This is a genomic window from Streptomyces sp. 2323.1 (genome assembly GCF_900221035.1).
Lineage (GTDB): Bacteria > Actinomycetota > Actinomycetes > Streptomycetales > Streptomycetaceae > Streptomyces > Streptomyces sioyaensis.
On the sequence record NZ_LT907981.1, the window covers coordinates 5,694,334 to 5,714,288 of the forward strand.

19 protein-coding genes are annotated in these 19,955 nt (G+C 71.9%); 5 read left to right on the forward strand and 14 right to left on the reverse strand.

Annotated features, from left to right (window positions below; translation table 11 throughout):
* Window positions 1–288: 288 nt before the first annotated feature.
* From CPH93_RS37325 to CPH93_RS24510, 4 genes are all read right to left on the reverse strand, one after another.
* Window positions 289–423 (reverse strand): hypothetical protein, encoded by a 135-nt coding sequence (locus tag CPH93_RS37325; protein WP_269460119.1) that lies wholly within the window; start codon window positions 421–423, stop codon window positions 289–291.
* A gap of 176 nt (window positions 424–599) precedes the next feature.
* Complete coding sequence (locus CPH93_RS24500) at window positions 600–1,859, reverse strand: hypothetical protein (protein WP_159395048.1); 1,260 nt, start codon at window positions 1,857–1,859, stop codon at window positions 600–602.
* A 43-nt stretch (window positions 1,860–1,902) separates the two neighbouring features.
* Entirely contained in the window at window positions 1,903–2,934 is a 1,032-nt protein-coding gene (locus tag CPH93_RS24505) for a CU044_5270 family protein (RefSeq protein WP_096214082.1), read from the reverse strand.
* Entirely contained in the window at window positions 2,927–3,583 is a 657-nt protein-coding gene (locus CPH93_RS24510) for an RNA polymerase sigma factor (RefSeq protein WP_096214083.1), read from the reverse strand. The genes CPH93_RS24505 and CPH93_RS24510 overlap by 8 nt, the downstream gene beginning before the upstream one ends.
* 125 nt (window positions 3,584–3,708) lie before the next feature.
* Between CPH93_RS24510 and ctaD the strand changes: the two genes are divergently transcribed.
* Entirely contained in the window at window positions 3,709–5,355 is a 1,647-nt protein-coding gene (gene ctaD, locus CPH93_RS24515) for an aa3-type cytochrome oxidase subunit I (RefSeq protein ID WP_093482944.1), read from the forward strand.
* A 98-nt stretch (window positions 5,356–5,453) separates the two neighbouring features.
* A complete protein-coding gene (locus CPH93_RS24520) occupies window positions 5,454–5,807 on the forward strand; it encodes a hypothetical protein (RefSeq protein WP_093482943.1) in 354 nt (117 codons plus the stop codon).
* A gap of 85 nt (window positions 5,808–5,892) precedes the next feature.
* Here the strand turns inward: CPH93_RS24520 and CPH93_RS24525 are convergent, their stop codons facing one another.
* The 4 genes from CPH93_RS24525 to CPH93_RS24540 form a co-directional block, all read right to left on the reverse strand.
* On the reverse strand, window positions 5,893–6,591 hold the full coding sequence (locus CPH93_RS24525) for a hypothetical protein (protein ID WP_096214084.1): 699 nt from the start codon (window positions 6,589–6,591) through the stop codon (window positions 5,893–5,895).
* A gap of 152 nt (window positions 6,592–6,743) precedes the next feature.
* Window positions 6,744–7,172, reverse strand: coding sequence for a DUF6114 domain-containing protein (locus CPH93_RS24530; RefSeq protein WP_096214085.1), 429 nt, complete (start codon window positions 7,170–7,172; stop codon window positions 6,744–6,746).
* On the reverse strand, window positions 7,163–7,783 hold the full coding sequence (locus tag CPH93_RS24535) for a DUF6230 family protein (RefSeq protein ID WP_093482940.1): 621 nt from the start codon (window positions 7,781–7,783) through the stop codon (window positions 7,163–7,165). Before CPH93_RS24535 ends, CPH93_RS24530 begins: the two co-directional genes overlap by 10 nt.
* 402 nt (window positions 7,784–8,185) lie before the next feature.
* Window positions 8,186–9,418: a cytochrome P450 gene (locus tag CPH93_RS24540; RefSeq protein ID WP_096215577.1), complete on the reverse strand. Its 1,233-nt coding sequence runs from the start codon at window positions 9,416–9,418 to the stop codon at window positions 8,186–8,188.
* A gap of 240 nt (window positions 9,419–9,658) precedes the next feature.
* Here CPH93_RS24540 and CPH93_RS24545 point away from each other — a divergent pair, with 240 nt between their 5' ends.
* Complete coding sequence (locus CPH93_RS24545) at window positions 9,659–10,828, forward strand: steroid 3-ketoacyl-CoA thiolase (protein ID WP_093482939.1); 1,170 nt, start codon at window positions 9,659–9,661, stop codon at window positions 10,826–10,828.
* A gap of 41 nt (window positions 10,829–10,869) precedes the next feature.
* On the opposite strand, the gene CPH93_RS24550 is transcribed toward CPH93_RS24545, so the two are convergent.
* From CPH93_RS24550 to CPH93_RS24575, 6 genes are all read right to left on the reverse strand, one after another.
* Window positions 10,870–11,751 carry an ECF transporter S component gene (locus CPH93_RS24550; RefSeq protein ID WP_096214086.1) on the reverse strand — a complete coding sequence of 294 codons (882 nt, stop codon included), beginning with the start codon at window positions 11,749–11,751 and terminating at the stop codon, window positions 10,870–10,872.
* Entirely contained in the window at window positions 11,748–13,430 is a 1,683-nt protein-coding gene (locus tag CPH93_RS24555; protein WP_096214087.1) for an ABC transporter ATP-binding protein, read from the reverse strand. The genes CPH93_RS24550 and CPH93_RS24555 overlap by 4 nt, the downstream gene beginning before the upstream one ends.
* Window positions 13,427–14,587 (reverse strand): CbiQ family ECF transporter T component, encoded by a 1,161-nt coding sequence (locus CPH93_RS24560; RefSeq protein ID WP_096215578.1) that lies wholly within the window; start codon window positions 14,585–14,587, stop codon window positions 13,427–13,429. The genes CPH93_RS24555 and CPH93_RS24560 overlap by 4 nt, the downstream gene beginning before the upstream one ends.
* Window positions 14,584–15,237, reverse strand: coding sequence for an SCO2322 family protein (locus CPH93_RS24565; protein WP_096214088.1), 654 nt, complete (start codon window positions 15,235–15,237; stop codon window positions 14,584–14,586). The genes CPH93_RS24560 and CPH93_RS24565 overlap by 4 nt, the downstream gene beginning before the upstream one ends.
* Window positions 15,237–16,550, reverse strand: coding sequence for a prenyltransferase/squalene oxidase repeat-containing protein (locus CPH93_RS24570; RefSeq protein ID WP_096214089.1), 1,314 nt, complete (start codon window positions 16,548–16,550; stop codon window positions 15,237–15,239). Before CPH93_RS24570 ends, CPH93_RS24565 begins: the two co-directional genes overlap by 1 nt.
* 438 nt (window positions 16,551–16,988) lie before the next feature.
* Window positions 16,989–18,050, reverse strand: coding sequence for an MBL fold metallo-hydrolase (locus CPH93_RS24575; protein WP_096214090.1), 1,062 nt, complete (start codon window positions 18,048–18,050; stop codon window positions 16,989–16,991).
* Window positions 18,051–18,250: 200 nt separating this feature from the next.
* On the opposite strand from CPH93_RS24575, the gene CPH93_RS24580 reads away from it, so the two are divergent.
* Both CPH93_RS24580 and CPH93_RS24585 read left to right on the forward strand, forming a co-directional pair.
* Window positions 18,251–19,702, forward strand: coding sequence for an aldehyde dehydrogenase (locus CPH93_RS24580; RefSeq protein ID WP_096214091.1), 1,452 nt, complete (start codon window positions 18,251–18,253; stop codon window positions 19,700–19,702).
* Complete coding sequence (locus CPH93_RS24585) at window positions 19,702–19,935, forward strand: ferredoxin (RefSeq protein ID WP_096214092.1); 234 nt, start codon at window positions 19,702–19,704, stop codon at window positions 19,933–19,935. The genes CPH93_RS24580 and CPH93_RS24585 overlap by 1 nt, the downstream gene beginning before the upstream one ends.
* The last annotated feature ends 20 nt before the right edge of the window (window positions 19,936–19,955 follow it).

The following is a 19,955-nucleotide window of genomic DNA, read 5'->3' on the forward strand; positions in this document are numbered from 1 at the left end:
CGCCATGGGGTGGCGGGCCAGGCCCGCCATGGAGCGACGGGCAAAGGTCGACCATAGGGGCAGACCGGTTCATCACGGACAGTGTGCGGATGACCGCGCAGTCGGCCGTATACCCGCTCCTTGCTGGGGAAACGCACTTTCGCCGAGCAATTTCCGGCATGCGACTCTGTGATCCATATCGCGATGATCCGTTGCAACCATTGGGGCATTGTGGTGTGGGTCACGTAGGGGTGGTGGGGGTGGCGCCCCCGCGCACGGGTGCCCGGCGTGGCGGCCGGGGGGCCTAGGTCAGCTGGCGCGCGGCGCGGGGCGCGGAGCCGGGTGGCGTACGGCGCCGGGCCGGGGCAGGCATGCGAACGGCGCGGCGGCACTCTGCACCGCCGCGCCGATATGGATCGTCGCGTTCTTTCCAGGATCAGCCATGATCGCCGGCCCCGCCACTCGGGCGCGGCAGGCGAACGCGGCAGGCGACGCGTCGGCAACGCGGCGGGTGCCTCGTCGGCGTCCCGTCCGCCGGGACGGCGGGACGGTGGGCCGAGGCGGGTCGGGGCTGCCCCCCCCGGGGTTTCTGGTAGGGGTCCTCGCTGGAACGGTCATGGTCATGCGGCGCCCTTGGTCAACAGGGATCGTTCAAGGGCGGACCGGATGGAGCCGGAGGCGCTGTCGCCGGCCGGGGTGAGGGCCAGTGCGGCCGTCATGAGGAGCAGCACGCGGACGCCTCCGCCCGTGGCGCCGTCCACTCCGGGCAGCAGCGGGATGACCACAGCGAAAGCCGCCAGGACGAGGCTGGAGCCGGTACGGCGCAGGATCCGGGCGGCCCGGGACGTCGGCGGCTCAGCGGCACTGTGTTGCATGAGGGCCGCCACGTCACCTGCCGCGAGGGCGAGGACCCCCATGCGCAGCGAGGCGGTGATCGCTTCGTACTCCTGGGCCGTGCGTACCTGAGTGATCGCACGGTCGTGGCGTCGGATCAATTCCGCCAAAGCTGCGTGGAACTGTCTCGCCTGGCGTCTCGCCGCGACTTCCATGAGGGAGGTCCTGCGTCGAACGGTCGCGGTGTCGCCGGCCGCTTCGATTGCGACGGTCAGCCGGTTCCTGATGATCTTGATGCTGCGCGGATCCCACCACCGTGCCTGCCTTTGGAAACACGTCGCGGTAGCCGCCATGAGGGCGACCAGCACGGCGTCGAGGGGACGCGGCCGATGAGGCTGCCGAAATCTGCGGCTCAGGAGTCTTTCCACCACGCGGACCCAGCGGCCCGCTTGTAAGCCCAGGATCGCACCGAACACCCCTGTGGCAGCGCTGATCAATTGCTGTCCTTTCGAGGCGGACAGCGCAGTCGCAATGGTCAGCCAGGAAGCCGCAGCAGTGACGGCAACAGTGGAAAGCACGATGCACGGTACAAACCAATAGGCAATCTGCGGATGGGTGACGCGCCAGATCGTGCCTCGGAGGCCGAGCCGACGGAAGAGAGAGACGAGCTTGCGCATGTCGTTCCGGGTCACGATGAGCGCGCTGAGACAGACTGCGGCCCAGGTGGCTGTGGGAAAGAGCCACCAGGGCGCACGGGCGGAACCGCCGGTATCCGTCGCGAATTGTGCGGCTACCACGCCGGCAGTGACTGAGGCTGCGGCCATCCCGACTGCTGTCACAACGGTGGCGACGTAGTTGCTTATGAACTGCAAGTTGACCGGGTAGCGGTTGCGGATCCAGGCGTGCAGCACAGCCATCTGGACTTTACGGCGCTCACTGTCGCCGAGATCGGGAAATGCCTGGGTGTACCACCGGGTCCGCGACGCGACATCGCGCAACGACGTTGCCTCGTGGCGGAGCAGTTCGTCATTGCTCAGGATCCGCATGCGGCTGACTCTGCCCATATCGGTTCCCTTGCAAGCCGGCATCTCACGGCATCCACGCCTCGTACGACATCACCTCCCCGGACCGGATCCGGAAATCCGGCTGGTTCTTGGTGAAGGTGACCTCCAGGCCCAGGAGTTCGCCGGTGCGCGGGTCGAGGATCACCATCTGGCGCGTGGAGTTCGCGGCGCCGTCGGGGCCGTCGTACACGTACGCCTGTCCGCGGCGGCCCAGCCGGTCGGTGACCACGCCTGCCGGGCGCAGCCCGTCCGCGTCGGCCAGCATCCGGACGATGGCTGCCGTTTCCCGCGGCCCCGGCGTCCACTCCTGGCGGAACGAGGAGAGCGCCGTGAGGAGTTGCCCCGTGGTGCGGGTGTCGTCCGGGCCGCCGTAGAGCCACGACAGCTGTTCGCGCAGCTCCGCGGGGTCCGTCGACGGCCGCGTACGGGAGGCCAGGCCGCTGTGCCGGGCCTCCGAGCCCGCCGGATAGGTCTTGTCGTGCAGGACCTTGCCGTCGCTGACGGTCTGCCAGTGGCCGTCGTTGTCGTGGATCACCGGGCGGCCCGGGTGTCGCGGGTCGGTGGCCACGACGAGTTCCGAGCCGCTGCCGTCGGCGTTCCAGTGGGTGATCCGCTCCTCGGGCACGGTGACCGGCGGCGCCGCGCGCGGGCCCGACTCCATGCTCATGTACCAGGTCTGCAGATGGCTGCCGCGCCGCGGCCCATCCGCGGCGCCGGCCGTCCGTGCCGCGGCCTGCGCCCGGCGGGCGAGGGCGTCCAGCGACACGGACGGTGCACCGGTGTGCAGGGTGAGGGCGGCGGGCGCGGCGACGGCGGGGCTGCTGCCGGCGCCGGAGAAGGTCGGCGCAAGGGCGGCGACGGCGGCCAGCGACGCGGCGGTCAGGCCCAGCACCAGACGCCGCCGGCGTACGGGGCGCGGGCGGGCGGAGGGGGCGGGTCCGGTCGTCAGCTCCGCCAGCCGGGCCGTTGCCCGGGCGGTCAGCGGGCGGTCCCGCCAGGGCCCTTCGCCGGCCGGGGCGGGGTCGGCCTGCCGCAGCAGCTCCAGTTCGTCAGTCATGGCGGCGGCCTCCCGAGCGGGTCGGTACAGGGTGGTGGGGGGAGAGGGGGAGGGGGCTGGCCGGACGGGGGACCGGTGGCAGCGGGGACGGCGCCGCGGGTGGCGGCGCATCAGCCGGGGAGCCGTCCGTGGGCCGGAGGGTGTCCTTCTCCCGCATCCGCTCTATCTGCGTACGGAGCCGGCCGCGCGCCCGGTGCAGGCGCATGGCGGCCGCGCTCTGCCCGCATCCGAGGGTCACCGCCAGTTCCCCGACGGTCAGTTCCTCCCAGGCGGTCAGTCGCAGCACCTCCTGGTCGGCGGGGGAGAGCCGGGCCAGCGCCTCGTGCACCCAGGACCCGGGCCGCTCCGCGTCCGGACTGTCGACGGTCTGCCGCCGCTGCGCCGCCTCGTGGTGGCCGAGCCGGTGCAGCAGCCGACGGTAACGGCCCCGCCCGCGCACGGTATTGGCCAGACAGTTCCGGGCCACCCCGTACAGCCAGGGCAGTGGCGCGCCGGGGAGTTCCGCGCGGCGTCTCCAGGCGGTGGAGAAGACCTCCGCCACGACTTCCTCGACCTCGTGTGCCTGTCCGTCCAGCCGCCGCGCCACGAAGCGGCTGACCGCCCAGTAGTGCGCGCGATAGGCCTCGGCGAAGGCGTCGTCCGTGCTCATGAACCCTTGGTGTCCGGCATGGCTCAGATCTTCACACCTGGCCGTGTGGGACTTCCCACCCCCGCGTACGGGCCCCGGGCGCCGCGCGCGGTGAGGTACGCGGCGGTGCCGGACACCTACCGGGCATGAGGTTTCCCGTGAAGTGGTTGACGACCACCGACCACAAGACGATCGGCACGCTCTACCTGGTCACCGCGTTCGCCTTCTTCTGCCTGGGCGGACTGCTGGCGTTGGTGATGCGTGCCGAACTGGCCCGGCCGGGCCACCAGATCCTGTCGAACGAGCAGTTCAACCAGGCGTTCACGATGCACGGCACGATCATGCTGCTGATGTTCGCGACGCCGCTGTTCGCCGGTTTTGCGAACTGGATCATGCCGTTGCAGATCGGCGCGCCCGATGTCGCCTTTCCCCGGCTGAACATGTTCGCCTACTGGCTCTATCTCTTCGGTTCGCTCATGGCGGTGGGCGGATTTCTGACGCCGCAGGGCGCGGCGGACTTCGGCTGGTTCGCCTATGCGCCGCTCTCCGATTCCGTGCATTCCCCCGGAATCGGCGCCGATATGTGGATCATGGGCTTGGCCTTCTCCGGCTTCGGCACGATCCTCGGTTCGGTCAACTTCATCACCACGATCATCTGCATGCGGGCGCCGGGCATGACGATGTTCCGGATGCCGATCTTCTGTTGGAACGTGCTGCTGACCGGCGTACTGGTGTTGCTGGCCTTCCCGGTGCTGGCGGCGGCGCTGTTCGCGCTGGAGGCGGACCGTAAATTCGGTGCGCATGTCTTCGACGCGGCAAACGGCGGCGCGTTGCTCTGGCAGCACCTCTTCTGGTTCTTCGGCCATCCCGAGGTGTACATCATCGCCCTGCCGTTCTTCGGCATCATTTCCGAGGTCATTCCGGTGTTCTCCCGGAAGCCGATGTTCGGCTACATCGGTCTGATCGCGGCGACGGTTTCGATTGCCGGTCTTTCGGTCACGGTGTGGGCGCACCACATGTATGTGACGGGCGGCGTGCTGTTGCCGTTCTTCTCCTTCATGACGTTCCTGATCGCGGTGCCGACGGGTGTGAAGTTCTTCAACTGGATCGGCACGATGTGGAAGGGCTCGCTGTCCTTCGAGACGCCGATGCTGTGGGCGATCGGCTTCCTGATCACCTTCACCTTCGGTGGTCTGACCGGTGTCATCCTGGCCTCGCCGCCGATGGACTTCCACGTCTCCGACTCGTACTTCGTCGTGGCGCACTTCCACTACGTGGTCTTCGGCACGGTCGTCTTCGCGATGTTCGCCGGATTCCACTTCTGGTGGCCGAAATTCACCGGAAAGATGCTGGACGAGCGGCTCGGAAAGATCACCTTCTGGACGCTGTTCGTGGGCTTCCACGGCACCTTCCTCGTCCAGCACTGGCTGGGCGCCGAGGGCATGCTGCGGCGTATCCCGGACTACCTCGCGGCCGACGGTTTCACCACCCTGAACACCGTCTCCAGCATCTTCTCCTTCCTCCTCGGGCTCTCCCTCCTGCCGTTCCTCTACAACGTGTGGAAGACCGCGAAGTACGGCGAGAAGGTCGCGTCCGACGATCCCTGGGGGTACGGCCGTTCGCTGGAATGGGCGACGTCCTGCCCGCCGCCGCGGCACAACTTCCGTACGCTGCCGCGTATTCGCTCCGAATCCCCGGCCTTCGATCTGCACCACCCGGAGATCGCACGCGAAATCGAGGCCTTGGCGGACGCCGAGGACACGCCTGCCACCGGAATCGGGGCACGCAGATGAACGAGGGAACGCAGATGGGCGAAGGAAGATGGAGGGGCGAGGGAAGGGAAACGGGCGGAGGAATGCCCGAAGGAGGCGGCCTGCCGCACGCAGGGGAAATGCCGGGGGCCGACGGCACGGCGATGGACCGGGCCATCAACGAGATCGAGGGATTTCTCCTCTGGGAGGCGGAGAAGGACCGGGCACGCATTCGCGCACAGGCCTTCTGCGCCGGCCTGCCCTGGCTCACCGACAGCCAGCGGCGGGAAGTGGAGCTGCACTACTGCCGCGACCAGCGCGATGCCACGTGGGCGTATCTGGAGCGCATCGCGGTCCGCAGCGCCACCCTGCGGACCGAATACGAAGGCGTCTACCGGGCCCTGCGGCGACGGCTGATCACCGCGTTCCTGAGCGGCACGGTGGCCGTCGTGGCGCTGGTGATCGTGGCGGTCGCCGGCATGGCCGTGCGCTGAGGGCGCCCCCGGGCCGCGCGCCGAGGGCGACGCCCGCGCCCGGGCGGGGCACGGCCGTCACCCCTGGCCTCGGCCGGTACCCCGCTCAGCCCGTAACCGTGATCTGAGACCCAGGATCAGTGGTATCGGCGACCTTGTAACTGGCATTGAACGTCGAGCTGGTCGCCGTGGTCGGGCAGCCGAACCCGCCCACCACCTTCACCGGCACCGCGGCGTTGGTGAAGGTGAGCGTCGACGGTGCGCCGTTGGTCCAGGTGCCGCCCACCGTGGCCGGCGCGGTGGGCGCCGCGGTGACCGTGCAGGACGCCAGCCCGCTGGTCTTGAGGACGAATCCGCCGGTGGGGATGGTCAGACCGGCGGTCACCGGCGCTCCGTTCTGCATGGCGACGCCCCAGGTGCCGGTCGTGGTGACGGTCGCGCTGACGCCCGGCAGGCTCGTCGAGCAGGAGCCGTAGGTCGCCGGGGTGGTCGAATTGCTCACCGGTCCGGCCGGGTTCTGGTTGCCGGGCGCGGCCGGGACCTGCCCGCTGGAGGTCGAGGTCGTACAGGTCACGGTCACCGCACCGGCCTTGAAGGTGGCCTTGCCGCTGAGCGTGGCGGTGAAGCCGTGCCCTGCCGGAGTCACGGTCGTGGCGGACGGGGCGAGCGGCGCCGACGGGGCGGGCAGGGCCGCCGCGGAACCCGGTACGGCGAGCGGCAGGGCGAGCGCCGCGACGATCCCGGTGCCGGCGGAACGGAACGCGCGTCTGCGGTGCGTACGGCGGGCGGGGTGCGTCATCGTCATCGTGGGTCTCCTTCAAGGGGGGTGGGTGCCACAGGAGCGGTCGGTCCGCGGTGCGGGCAGCGGTCCGGTCCCGTACGCGGACGAAGGCGCTGGGGGGTTGGGGGTACGGGTGTACGGGCGCGGCCGGGTGGCCGGAAGCGGGCTGCGGGGTCCTACGGGGCGCTGGGCGCGGGCGCGCCGTCACCCGGTTCGGCATCGGCCCCGGGTGCCCCGGGGGCGCCGGGTTCCGCCGGTGCGGCGTCCGGGGCCGGCTGCCAGGCGAACATCATCGAGCCGCCGAGAATCCCGAGAATGGTGCCGAGCAGAAAGCCGCCGAGGTTGGACATCACCAGCGCGGCCGCCGCGCACAGCACGGTGAGCACCCCCGCGAGGCCCCGGTAGTGCGGGGTGAACCACGCCGAGAGCCCCATCACGATCATCACCAGCCCCATCAGCACGGACGGGATGCCGGCGATGCCCTGTTGGAGCATGATCTTCAGCGGCGCCAGGGGGATGGCGCAGAGCTCGGCGCCGGCGAGGACGGCCGCCAGACCGCCCCAGAAGGGCCGCGCCCTCCGCCAGCGCCGCCAGGTCAGAAGCATTCCTTGGAGCCCTTGGAGATCTTCATGTTCAGGCCGGACAGCTTGAAGGTCCCCGCGTTGGTGGCCCAGGCCGTCTGCCGCAGGCTGCTGATGTTGACGTCATCGGCCTGCTGGGCGAAGAGGTCCTGCATGCCCTGGGCGCTGTCCGGTCCCTTGTCAAGGGTGGAGGCGTCCCGGCCGATCTCGATGCCGTGGAAGGCCGCATTGCCGGAGAGCTGGGTGGCGTCCACGAAGAGATTGGTCGCCTCGACGGGCTTGCCGCCCGTACCGGCGCTGAGGTTGAGCGAGATATCGCCGATGACGGGCAGGTGGGTGACGACCGACTGGCACAGATGGTTCATCCGGGCGGTCTTGATGGCGGTGACGGCGACCGGCAGGAGGTCTCCCCTGGCGTTCGTGTCCACGCTGCCGTACTGGGCGAAGCCGTCGCCGGTGAGGCTGTCGGCGGAAACCTTGAACTGCTGTCCCGAGACGGCGAACGACGCCGCCAGAGCCCCGTTGGCCAGGGCGATGCCCAGGGCGGCCGTGCCGACGAGGGCCGGGACGGACAGCGCGGCGAACCTGCGCCATCTGATGCGTCCCGTGACGGGTCTGCCGTGTGCGTCCTTCATATCGGTGTGTCCCCTTCGAAGAGCGAGGAAGCGCGCTGTCGAACCGTGTGGGGGGTGCCTGTGCGTGGTGGGGCGTGGTGGGGCGTGCTGCGTGGGTCGGCGTGCTGCGCGGGTGTGGCGACGCGCGGGGAGCCGGCGTGTGCGGACGTGGGGAAGAACGTACGGTTCGGGTGCCGGCGCTGCGGAGCTGTGCGCGAAGATGCCGAACTGCCAAGTGTTACCCGCGAGTTGAATGTAAGTCTGAGCATGACAACTGACAAGCTTGCGGAAGGAACCGGTTTCGGACATACCGCGCGTCCGGCTTTTTCGGGCCCCCGTACCCGGCACGCCCCGGACAGCGGCGAGGCGCCCACCCCATGGTTCCGGGTGCGCGCCCTGCTGTCTTCGCGGTGGTGCTGGGGGTCAGCCGTAATGAACCCGGAGTTCCTTGACGCCGTTGAGCCAGGCCGAGCGCAGCCGGCGCGGGTCGCCCGCCAGGGAGATGTCGGGCAGGGCGTCCGCGAGGGCCTGGAAGATCAGGTTGATCTCCAGCACCGCGAGGGACTTGCCGAGGCAGAAGTGCGGTCCGCCGCCGCCGAATCCCAGATGGGGGTTGGGATCGCGGGTGATGTCGAAGACCTCGGGGTCGGTGAAGACCTCCGGGTCGTTGTTGGCGGAGGAGTAGAAGATCCCCACCCGCTGCCCTTCCTTGATCTTCGCACCGCCCAGTTCGGTGTCCTGGGTGGCGGTGCGCTGGAAGGAGACCACCGGAGTCGCCCACCGCACGATCTCCTCGGCCGCGGTCGCCGGGCGCTCGCGCTTGAAGAGTTCCCACTGGTCGGGGTGGGTGAGGAAGGCGTGCATCCCGTGGGTGATGGCGTTGCGGGTGGTCTCGTTGCCGGCCACCGCCAGCAGCAGCACGAAGAACCCGAACTCGTCGGAACCGAGGTTCCCCTCGTGCTCCGCCGCCACCAGCCGGCTGACGATGTCCTCGGCGGGGCACTCCTTGCGCGCCGCGGCGAGGTTCATCGCGTACGAGATCAGCTCCATGGCCGCGTTGCTGCCGACCTCTTCGGTGATCGCCAGCTCGGGATCGTCGTAGGCGACCATCTTGTTCGACCAGTCGAAGATCCGGGCCCGGTCGTCCTGGGGGATGCCGATCAGTTCCGCGATGGCCTGGAGGGGGAGTTCGCAGGCGATGTCGGTGACGAAGTCCCCGGTGCCGTTGCGGCGCGCCTCGTCGACGATGTGCGTGGCCCGGCGGCGCAGGGCGTCCTCCAGGCCGCGGATGGCGCGCGGGGTGAAGCCGCGCTGCACGATCTGCCGGACCCGGGTGTGCTCGGGCGGGTCCATGTTCAGCATGATGAGTTTCTGTACGTCGATCTGCTCACGGGTCATGGACGCGTTGAACCGGATGATCGAGGTGTTGCGGCTGGCGGAGAAGATGTCCGGCTTGGTGGACACCTCCTTGACGTCCTGGTGGCGCGTGACGACCCAGTAGCCGTCGTCGTCGAAGCCGGCGATGCCGTGCGGCTGGGCGTTCCACCACACCGGAGCGGTCTGCCGCAGCAGCGCGAACTCGGGGAGCGGGACGCGGGACTGATAGACGTCGGGGTCGGTGAAGTCGAACCCGTCGGGCAACGCGGGGCATGGCATCGGCGACTCCTGGTCCATCCAAAATCTTCTGACGGTTCATCAGGCATGGATCGCGGTGAAGGTAGTGACGAGTTCCGCAAGTGGCAAGGGCCGTGGCGACTCCCTTTGTGGACAAGGGTGTTGCGCGCCCCTTGCGCCCCGCAGGGCGGCTCATAAGACTGTGTGCACAACTAGAACGCGTACTAGTTCTTCTTCCGTGGGTGCCGGGACCCGCGGACGCGAGGAGAGGACGAGTCAGTCATGGCCGCGGAACCCGTCATCGTCGAAGCAGTACGCACCCCGATCGGCAGGCGCCAGGGCGCCCTCGCCAACCTTCACCCCGCCTACCTCCTGGGCGAGACCTACCGCGAACTCCTCTCCCGTACGGGCATCCAGCCCGACTGCATCGAACAGATCGTCAGCGGCACCGTCACCCACGCCGGTGAACAGGCCATGAACCCGGCCCGCAACGCCTGGCTGGCGATGGGCCTTCCGTACGAGACCGCCGCGACCACCGTGGACTGCCAGTGCGGATCTTCCCAGCAAGCTAACCACATGGTCGCCAACATGATCGCGAGCGGCGTCATCGACGTCGGCATCGGCTGCGGGGTCGAGGCGATGTCCCGGGTGCCGCTCGGCAGCGCCTCCAAGCACGGCCCCGGCAAGCCCTGGCCGGACGAGTGGAACGTCGATCTGCCCAACCAGTTCGAGGCGGCCGAACGCATCGCCCGGCACCGCGGGCTGACCCGCGAGAACGTCGACTCGCTCGGGCTGATCTCCCAGGAGCGGGCGGCCGCCGCCTGGGCCGAGGAGCGCTTCAAACGGGAGACCTTCGCCGTCCAGGTGCCCACCACGGAGGACGAGCAGGCCGCGGGCCAGGGCATGTGGCGGCTGGTCGACCGGGACGAGGGGCTGCGCGACACCAGCATGGAGGCGCTGGCCGGCCTCAAGCCCGTGATGCCGACCGCGGTCCACACGGCGGGCAACTCCTCGCAGATCTCCGACGGTGCCGCCGCGGTGATGTGGGCCTCCAAGCGGATGGCCCGCGCCCTCAAGCTCAAGCCGCGCGCCCGGATCGTGGCGCAGGCACTGGTCGGCTCCGATCCGCACTTCCATCTGGACGGGCCCATCGACGCCACCCGCGCGGTGCTCGGCAAGGCCGGGATGTCCCTGCGGGACATCGACCTCGTCGAGATCAACGAGGCCTTCGCCTCCGTGGTGCTCTCCTGGGCGCAGACCTTCGACCAGGACCTGGAGAAGGTGAACGTGAACGGCGGCGCCATCGCCCTGGGCCACCCGGTCGGCGCCACCGGCGCCCGGCTCCTGACCACCGCGTTGCACGAACTCGAACGCCGGGACAAGGAGTTCGCCCTGATCACCATGTGTGCCGGCGGGGCACTGGCGACGGGGACGATCATCCAGCGGCTGTAGTGGGGCGCGGCTTCAGCGGGGCGCGGCTGTAGTGGGGCGGCTCACGAAGCGCCGGCCCCCGGGCCGGGTGTGAAGGAGACGGGGGCCTCGAAGGCGGCGCGGCGGGTGGCGCGGCGCAGCGCCGTCAGCACGGTGCCGCCCAGCGCGAAGGTGAGGACCACCGTGACCAGGGCCCGGGGCAGGTCCCAGCCCAGGGAGGTGGCGAGGCAGTAGGCGAGGAAGCGGGTGAGGTTCTGGCCGAGCGGATCGCCGGGGACGAAGGAGACCCCTGAGGCCATGCCGCCGATGTAGGGCCAGCCCTGGAGGTTCATGACCAGGCCGTAGAGGACGGCGGAGACGGCTCCGTAGGCGGCGAGCAGGGCCAGTTCACGGCGGCCGCGCAGCCGGTCGGGCCCGGGCAGCAGCCCGGCGCCCATCGACACCCACCCCATCGTCAGCATCTGGAACGGCATCCAGGGCCCGACACCACCGGTCAGCAGGGCCGACGCGAACATCGCCACGGACCCCAGCACGAACCCGAAGCCCGGCCCGAGCACCCGCCCCGCCAGCACCATCAGGAAGAACATCGGCTCGATGCCGGCCGTGCCCGCGCCCAGCGGCCGCATCGCGGCGCCGGCCGCGGCCAGTACGCCGAGCATGGCGATGGCCTTCGCGTCCAGGCCGGTGTCGGCGATGGTCGCCACGACGACGGCGAGCAGCATCGGCAGCAGCGCGGCGAACAGCCAGGGCGCGTCCCGGGAATGGGCGAGACCGGAGGCGGAATCGGCGAGCAGCGGCCACCCGAAGGCCATCACACCGAGGGCCGAGATCAGGCACAGTGCGGCGACGGAGCGGGGGCCGAGCCGGATGGCACGGGCCCGGCGCCCGGGGCCGGAGCCGGGGCGCGGCCCGGCGCCCTCGGTGCGGTGCGCAGGCGCGGTCATGCGGTGGCCTCCAGGGCGTTGGCCACCTGCGGCACGGTCAGCCAGGGCAGCGGCGCGAGGACCTTGGCGACCTGCGGTGCGAACGACGGTGAGGAGACCACGACCTCGTCGGTGGGTCCGTCGGCGACGATCTCGCCGTCGGCGAGGATCACTACCCGGTGCGCGAGTTCGGCGGCCAGCTCCACGTCATGGGTGGCCAGCACGATGGCGTGGCCCTCGGCGGCCAGGGCGCGCAGCACCTCGATCAGCCGGGCCTTGGCGGCGTAATCCAGGCCGCGGGTGGGCTCGTCGAGCAGGAGCAGCGGCGGACGGGCGGTCAGCACGACCGCCAGGGCCAGGGCCAGGCGCTGGCCCTCGGACAGATCGCGGGGGTGGACGGAGTCCGGGACATCGGGCAGCAGCCGGGTGACCTGGGCCCGGCAACTGCCGGCCGGGGCGCCCGCGTCCTGGTCGGCCGCGGTGCACTCGGCGGCGACGGTGTCCGCGTAGAGCAGGTCACGGGGCTCCTGGGGGACCAGGCCGACGTGCCGCAGGAGCGCGCGGGGGCCGGTGCGGTGCGGGGTGACGCCGCCGACCCGCACCGAGCCGGCGGCCGGCTGGTGCATCCCGACCAGGGTGGACAGCAGGGTCGACTTGCCCGCCCCGTTACGGCCCATCAGCGCGAGTGTCTCGCCGCGCCGTACGGTCAGTTCCACGCCGTGCAGCACCTCGGTCCGCCCGCGCCGGACGGCCAGCCCGGAGACCGCCGCGGCGATCCCGTCCGGGACGGAAGCGGCCGCGGGCGCCGGGCCGGACGGCACCGTTCCCTTCCCTGCGCCGGTCGCCCCAACTCCCCGCCCCGCCCCCGGCGCCGTCGGCGTCACCCCCGTCAGCCGCTCGCGCAGGCCGGCGGCCTTCCGGCGGGCGTCGCGTACCGACAGCGGCAGCGGGGACCAGTGCGCGAGGCGGCCGAGGGCCACCACCGGTGGGTGGACGGGGGAGACGGCCATGACGTCGGCGGGGGCGCCCATCACCGGGGCCGCGCCGGGTGAGGGCAGCAGGATGACTTGGTCGGCGTACTGGACGACGCGTTCCAGGCGGTGTTCGGCCAGCAGGACCGTGGTGCCCAGGTCGTGGACCAGGCGCTGTAGTACGGACAGCACCTCCTCGGCGGCGGCCGGGTCGAGCGCCGAGGTCGGCTCGTCGAGGACCAGGACCTTGGGGTGGGTGGTCAGCACCGACCCGATCGCCACCCGCTGCCGCTGGCCGCCGGACAGCGTGGCCAGCGCGCGGTCGCGCAGCTCGGCCAGGCCCAGCAGATCCAGCGTCTCCTCGACCCGGCGGCGCATCACGTCGGGGGCGAGGCCGAGCGACTCCATGCCGTAGGCGAGCTCGTCCTCCACGGTGTCGGTGACGAAGTGCGCCAGCGGGTCCTGGCCCACCGTGCCTACGACATCGGCCAGTTCGCGCGGCTTGTGGGTGCGGGTGTCCCGGCCGTCGACGGTGACCCGGCCGTGCAGGGTGCCGCCGGTGAAGTGCGGGACGAGACCGCAGACGGCGTTCAGGACGGTGGACTTGCCGACGCCGGAGGGCCCGACCAGCAGGCACAGTTCGCCCTCGGGGACGGTCAGGTCGATGTCCTGGACGGCCGGCGCCGTGGCGTCGCCGTAGGTGACCGAGACCTGCTCGAACCTGATCACGGGGTGGGCTCCTTCGCACGCGGATCGACATCGACGGCACGGCCCCGGCCACGGGACGCGGTGCGGTCCGCCCGGTCCCCGCTCGACGGGAGCGGAGCGACGAAGGCGGGCAGCAGTCCCACGAGCACGGAGGCGGCCGGCCAGAGGGGGAGGACAGGGGCGGTGAGCGGGACGGCGGGCGGGTGGAGGGCGCCGGGCGCATAGGAATTGGCCCAGATCATCAGGGCGGCGACGGCGATGCCGGAGCCCGCGACCAGCCAGGCGCGCACGCCCCACCGCTCGGGCCGGTAGCGGCTGCGCACCGACCGCCGGCCGCCGAGCCACAGCCCGCCGAGCGCCGCCGCCAGCCCGGCCAGCAGCAGCGGCAGACCGTAGCCGCCGGCCTCGCCCAGCAGCCCGTACGTCCCGGCGCAGACGCCGAGCAGCCCGCCGAGGGTGAGGACCGAGGTGGTGTGCCGTACGGCCCGCGGCACGTCGGCGCTGCGGCCGTAGCCCCGCGCGTCCATGGCCGCGGCCAGCGCCACCGAACGCTCCAACGCGCCCTCCAGCACCGGCATGCCGACCTGGAGGAGCGCCGTCACCCCGCGGTCGGGACGGCCGCGCAGCCGGCGGGCGGCGCGCAGCCGCTGGACGTCGGCGACCAGGTTCGGGGCGAAGGTCATCGCGACGACGACCGCGACGCCCACCTCGTAGAGCGCGCCGGGCAGCGACTTCAGCAGCCGCGCCGGATGGGCGAGCGCATTGGCGGCGCCCACACAGATGAGCAGGGTGGCCAGCTTCAGCCCGTCGTACAGGGCGAACATCATGCCCTCCGCGGTGACCCGGCCGCCGATCCGTACGCCCTTCGCCCAGTCGGGCAGCGGCACTTCGGGCAGCGTGACCAGGGTGTGCGTGCCGGGAATCGGCGACCCCAGGAAGAAGGCGAAGACCAGCCGGATGGCGATCACGACCAGGCCGAGCTTGACGAACGCCCCGTACGAACGGGCCCACGGCGCCTCCGTACGGCGGGCCGCGACGACATAACCGGCCACCCCCACCAGCAGCCCCAGCAGCAGCGGATCGGTGGTACGGGAGGCCGCGGTGGCCAGCCCGAGCGCCCACAGCCACCAGGCGCCGGCGGGCAGCGCGGTGGTACGGGTCGCCCGCGGGGCGCTCATCCGCGCCGGCGGCGGAGCTGCCACCCGGCCGCCGCACCCAGGACGAGAAGGACCGCGATCCCGCCGAACAGCCCGGCGGACGGCCCGCCGTCGTCCCCGCCGTCCGCCGCCGCGCCGGGCGACGCCGCGGACCGCGCCCCCTTCGAGTCGTTCACCCGCTCCGCGCACCCCGCCTTCGGGTAGCCGGCGACGGCACACAGCAGGGCGCTCGCGTCATAGCGCAGCGGCCGGGCGACCGCGGCCAGCGCCTCGCCCGCCGAGGCGTCCTCGGGCACCTGGGCGCACTTCGTCCGGGACGCCGGCGGCCGCTCGCCGCCGGGCGCGTCCGCCGCGGTACCGAAGTCGACGACGACGCCGATCCGTTTGCGGCCGTCCTTGGTGGGGGTGTCATGGCAGATCGCGTCGAAACCGGGCGCCGTACGGGGCTTGCCGGCCGCGGCGGAATCGGCGCTGACGGTGAAGCGGAAGCCGGCGACCGTGCCGTCGGCCGGCCGCTGGGTGCCCGGCCCCTCGGTGGCGTAGGTCCAGGAACTGCCGTTGCCCTCCCAGAAGGACCAGTAGCGGTACTCCTGCGCCTGGGCGGGCCCGGCGGCCAGACCGGTGACCGTGCCGGCCAGCAGCGCGGCGCCGGCGAGGGTGGCGCGCCGCATCAGCGCCCGTCCCTCTTGCGGCCGCTGAGCAGGAAGCCGAGGCCAGCGCCGAAGGCGAGGCCGACGCCGATGATCCACCACGGAATGCCGCCGTCGTCGTCCTTGGCGTCCTGGACGTGAGCCCCCGATACGGCGGCCGGCTCGGGGCCGGTCGCGTTGAGCGCGGTCACCAGGTCGGTGCCGCCGAAGGCGCGCGGGTCGCTGCCGGTGGCGTGCGCGGCCAGCACCAGCTGGGCGTACGCGGCGGGGCCGCTCTGCCGCGCCCAGTTGGCCGCGTTCTTCTGCAGCCAGGCCAGCGGCCGCCGGGCCTCGGCGCCGTGCCCGCCGGCCGCCAGCGCCACCACGGCGTCCGCGGTGTTGCCCACGTCGGGCTGCGGCTTGGCGCCCGGCATCGCGGAGAGCAGGTGCTGGCCGTTCTTGTCGAGTTGGGCGACGAGATAGGCGGCGCCGCCGTCGGCGGCCTGCGCCGCGGAGACCTTGCCCGCCTTCTTGTCCTTGCCGTCCTTGCCGTCCTTGCAGGCGGGCGGCGTGACCGGGGCGTGGGCGCGGGGGCCTGCGGGCGCGACGACAAATCCCTTGCCGAGCACGCCGGTTGCGGCGGCCGCGGTGGCATCGGCGTTCGGGGCCGCGCCCTTGAGCTGGAAGGTGAACGCGCCGTGCGCCTCCTCCTTGCCCGCACAGCTCAGCCGGAAGGTGAGCAGCCCGTCGTAGGGGGTCCTGTGCTTCTTCGACGTCACCGAGGCCGGCTTCTGTCCCGCCGCCGCGAGTGCCCCGATGACCACGGAGGTGGAGTTGGCGTCACCGGGCGAGCCGGGCATCGAGCTCCAGCTGCCGTCGTCGTTCTGCACCGATTTCAGCCAGCCCACCGCCTTGTCCACGGCATCGCCGTGCCCGCCCAGCGCGGCCAGCGCCTGCACCGCGGCGGCCGTCTGGTTGGTGTCCCGCATCGCCTTGGCGGCACAGGGCTTGCCCGGCTCGGCACGGAAGGCGGTGAACGCGCCGTCCGCGCACTGCTGCCCGACCAGCCACCGCACACCCGACGCCGCCGGGCGCACCCCCACCGTGTGCTGCGCCAGCAGCGCGAGCGACTGCCGCCACACCCCGTCGTACTGCGGGTCCTTGGTGCCGTACAGACCGGCGGGCAGCTTCTTGGCCGCGGCGGACGGGGAACCAGGCACAGCGGCATACGCGGCAGGGGCGGCGGCCGCGCCCAGTACCAGCGCGGCCGCCAGCGCCGTGGCGGCGCGGCGCGCCAAGGGGGCGCCGGAGTGCGGCGCGGGAGCCTGCTGGGCCAGGGAAGCCGTGGGGGCCATCGGGTCGGTGCCTCTCGGGTCGGGTCGCGGCGGCCACGCAGCCGCGCTCGGCCGCCCACCCGCGGACCGATCCGGGGATCGGGCGCGGTGGCACCGGGCTCAGCTCCGTATACCTCGACGGTGCCGCGCACTGGCCGTCCGCGGGCGGACGGCTGTGGTGGCGGGAGCCTTGGTCGTGCCCCTCGGGTGTTCCGGCTCGTACGGCCGCTCCGCGCCGGCCTGGGGCGCGGCGTGGACGGGCCGTCCTCACGGTTGCGGGTCAGCGCCGGATTTCCACCGGCTTCCCCCGATCGGGCACGGATGAAGTTGTCCCGCACACCTTATCCGGCGCCCGCCCCGGCATTCGCTCGCCCGTACGAGCCGGGTGCGCGCCCCGTACGCGCCGCACGGCCCCCGTAGCCATCCCGTACGCGCCCCGTACGCGTCCCCTACGCCGGGCTACCGCACCCCGTCCACCGCCTGATACCGCACGGGGCCGGAGTCCGGCACGCACTCCGCATGGCCCAGCTTCACCAGCCGGCGCAGATGTGCCTCGGCCTCCGAGACGGCGATGGTGCGGGAGCCGTAAGGGATCTGCTCCCAGGGGCGGTTCCACTCCATGGCCATGGCGAGCTGCCAGGCCGTGCGGGGTTCGCTCAGCAGCGTCCGCAGCTGGGCGAGCCGCTCCTCGTGGTGGGCGAGGAGCGTGCGGACGCGGCCGCCGGCATCGGTGAAGGCGTGCTGATGCGCGGGCAGCACCTCGGCGGGGGCGAGCCGGCCGATGCGTTCGAGGGAGTCGAGATAGTCGCCCAGGGGGTCGGCGACCTCGCCCGAGCTCCCGGCCGGGTCCTCGTACAGGCCGATGTGCGGAGTGATGCCCGGCAGCAGGTGGTCACCGGAGAAGAGCCGGCCGAAGCCGCGGTTCCGCTGGGCGGGGTGCTCCTCCTCCAGATGCAGACACACATGGCCCGGGGTGTGCCCCGGTGTCCAGATCGCGCGCAGCCGGCGCCCCGGCAGATCGAGCAGCTCGCCGGGGCCGATCTCGCGGTCCGGAAGTGCAGCCCGCAGACCGGGCATCCGCCGGCCGCCCCCGCCGGCCCGGGCCGTGCGCAGCGGCGCCAGATGGTCGTCCGGTGCGCCCGCCGCCGCGAGTTTGGCGATGAGGTGGTCCAGCCACCGCTCCGGCGTGGCCCCGCGGGTGCGGCGGACCACGGCGGTGTCCGCGGCATGCATCGCGAGCCAGGCGCCGGAGGCCTCCCGCACCTTGGCGGAGAGGCCGTGGTGGTCCGGGTGGTGGTGGGTGATCAGCACGCCGTGGAGGTCGGTGAGGGCGAAACCGCAGGCGGTGACGCCGTCGACGAGGGCGTCCCAGGAGTCCGGGTCGTCCCAGCCGGTGTCGATGAGCACCGGCCCCCGGTCGGTCTCCAGGAGGTGGACGAGGGTGTGGCCGAGAGGGTTGTCCGGGATGGGGACGGCGATGCTCCACACGCCGCCCCGGTGGTCGGTCACCTGCGTCGTCATCCCGGTCCCCTCTCGGTCCGCCGTGCGCCCGCACCCGACTCACTATAACTAGAACGAGTTTCAATGCGGCCGGAACCGGGCCCTCGGGTGTGCGCCTTGGGGATTCGGCCCGCCCGCCGTGGACTCCTCCCGGTGGAACTGGTATCAGTTCTGCTGAGTGATTCTGATACAGCGTCAGGATCCGTCGGGAGGCGGCAGCGATGAGCGACCTCGTCGAGCACGGAAAGCTCTACCTGGGCGGCGAGTGGGCCGATCCGGCCGGCCGGGACACCATCGAGGTCGTCTCACCCCACACCGAATGGGTCATCGGCCGGGTGCCGCACGCCTCGCGGGCCGACGTCGACCGGGCGGTGGCCGCGGCCCGCAGGTCCTTTGCGTCCGGGGAGTGGGCGAACGCCCCGCTGGCGGACCGGATCGCGGTGGTCACCCGCATCAAGGACGCCTTCGCGGCCCGCAGCGAGGAGTTCGCCCGGGTCATCAGCTCCGAGAACGGCACCCCGTTCACCTCCGGCGTCATGGTGCAGTCGCTGGCCGCGATGCTGGTGTGGGACGCCGCGCTCACGGTGGCCCGGGACTTCCCCTTCGAGGAGCGGCGGGCCGGGGTGCTGGGGCCGCTGTTGGTGCGGCGGGAGCCGGTCGGGGTGGTCGCGGCCGTGGTGCCGTGGAACGTCCCGCAGTTCACCGCCGCGGCCAAGCTCGCGCCCGCGCTGCTGGCCGGCTGCTCGGTGGTGCTGAAGGTGTCGCCGGAGACCCCGCTGGACGCGTACCTGCTCGCGGAGATCGCGACGGAGGCCGGGCTGCCGCCGGGCGTGCTGTCGATCCTGCCGGCCGACCGCGAGGTGAGTGAGTACCTGGTCGGGCACCCGGGCGTGGACAAGGTGTCGTTCACCGGCTCGGTGGCGGCGGGCAAGCGGGTCATGGAGGTCGCGGCCCGCAACCTCAGCCGGGTCACGCTGGAGCTGGGCGGCAAGTCCGCCGCGGTGATCCTGCCGGACGCCGATCTGGACGCGGCGGTGGCCGGCATCGTGCCGTTCGCCTGGATGATCAACGGCCAGGCGTGCGTGGCCCAGACCCGGATCCTCGCCCCGCGCAGCCACTACGACGAGATCGCCGAGCGGTTCACCGCGGCGGCGAGCGCGCTGACCGTCGGCGACCCGCTGGATCCGGCCACCGAGCTCGGCCCGCTGGTCGCCCGTCGCCAGCAGCAGCGCTCGCTGGACTACATCGCACTCGGGCAGCAGGAAGGCGCCAAGGTCCTGACCGGCGGCGGCCGGCCCGCGGGGCAGCCGACGGGCTGGTACGTCGAGCCGACCCTCTTCGGCGAGGTCACCAACTCCATGCGGATCGCCCGCGAGGAGATCTTCGGCCCGGTCATCTGCCTGCTGCCGTACGACGACGAGGCGGAGGCCATACGGATCGCCAACGACTCCGACTACGGGCTCTCCGGCTCGGTGTGGACGGCCGACGTCGACCACGGCATCGAACTCGCCCGGCAGGTGCGCACCGGTACGTACTCGGTGAACACCTTCAGCATCGACATGCTCGGCCCGTTCGGCGGCTACAAGAACTCCGGCATCGGGCGGGAGTTCGGGCCCGAGGGCTTCGGCGAGTACCTGGAGCACAAGATGATCCATCTGCCGGCGGGTGCCTGATGGGGGACCGCTGGCAGGTGACGGTGGACCGGGGCGTCTGCATCGGCTCGGGGATGTGCGCCGCCGCGGCACCGGACGGCTTCCGGCTGGATACGGCCCGGCAGTCGCACCCGGTGGTACCGGAGACGGACGCCGACGAGCGCATCCTGGCGGCGGCCGAGGGGTGCCCTGTGGAGGCGATCACCCTGACCCTGGCCGGCAGCGGTGAGGCGGTATTCCCGCCGGAGGAGTGAGCGTCACCCGCCGGGTGTTC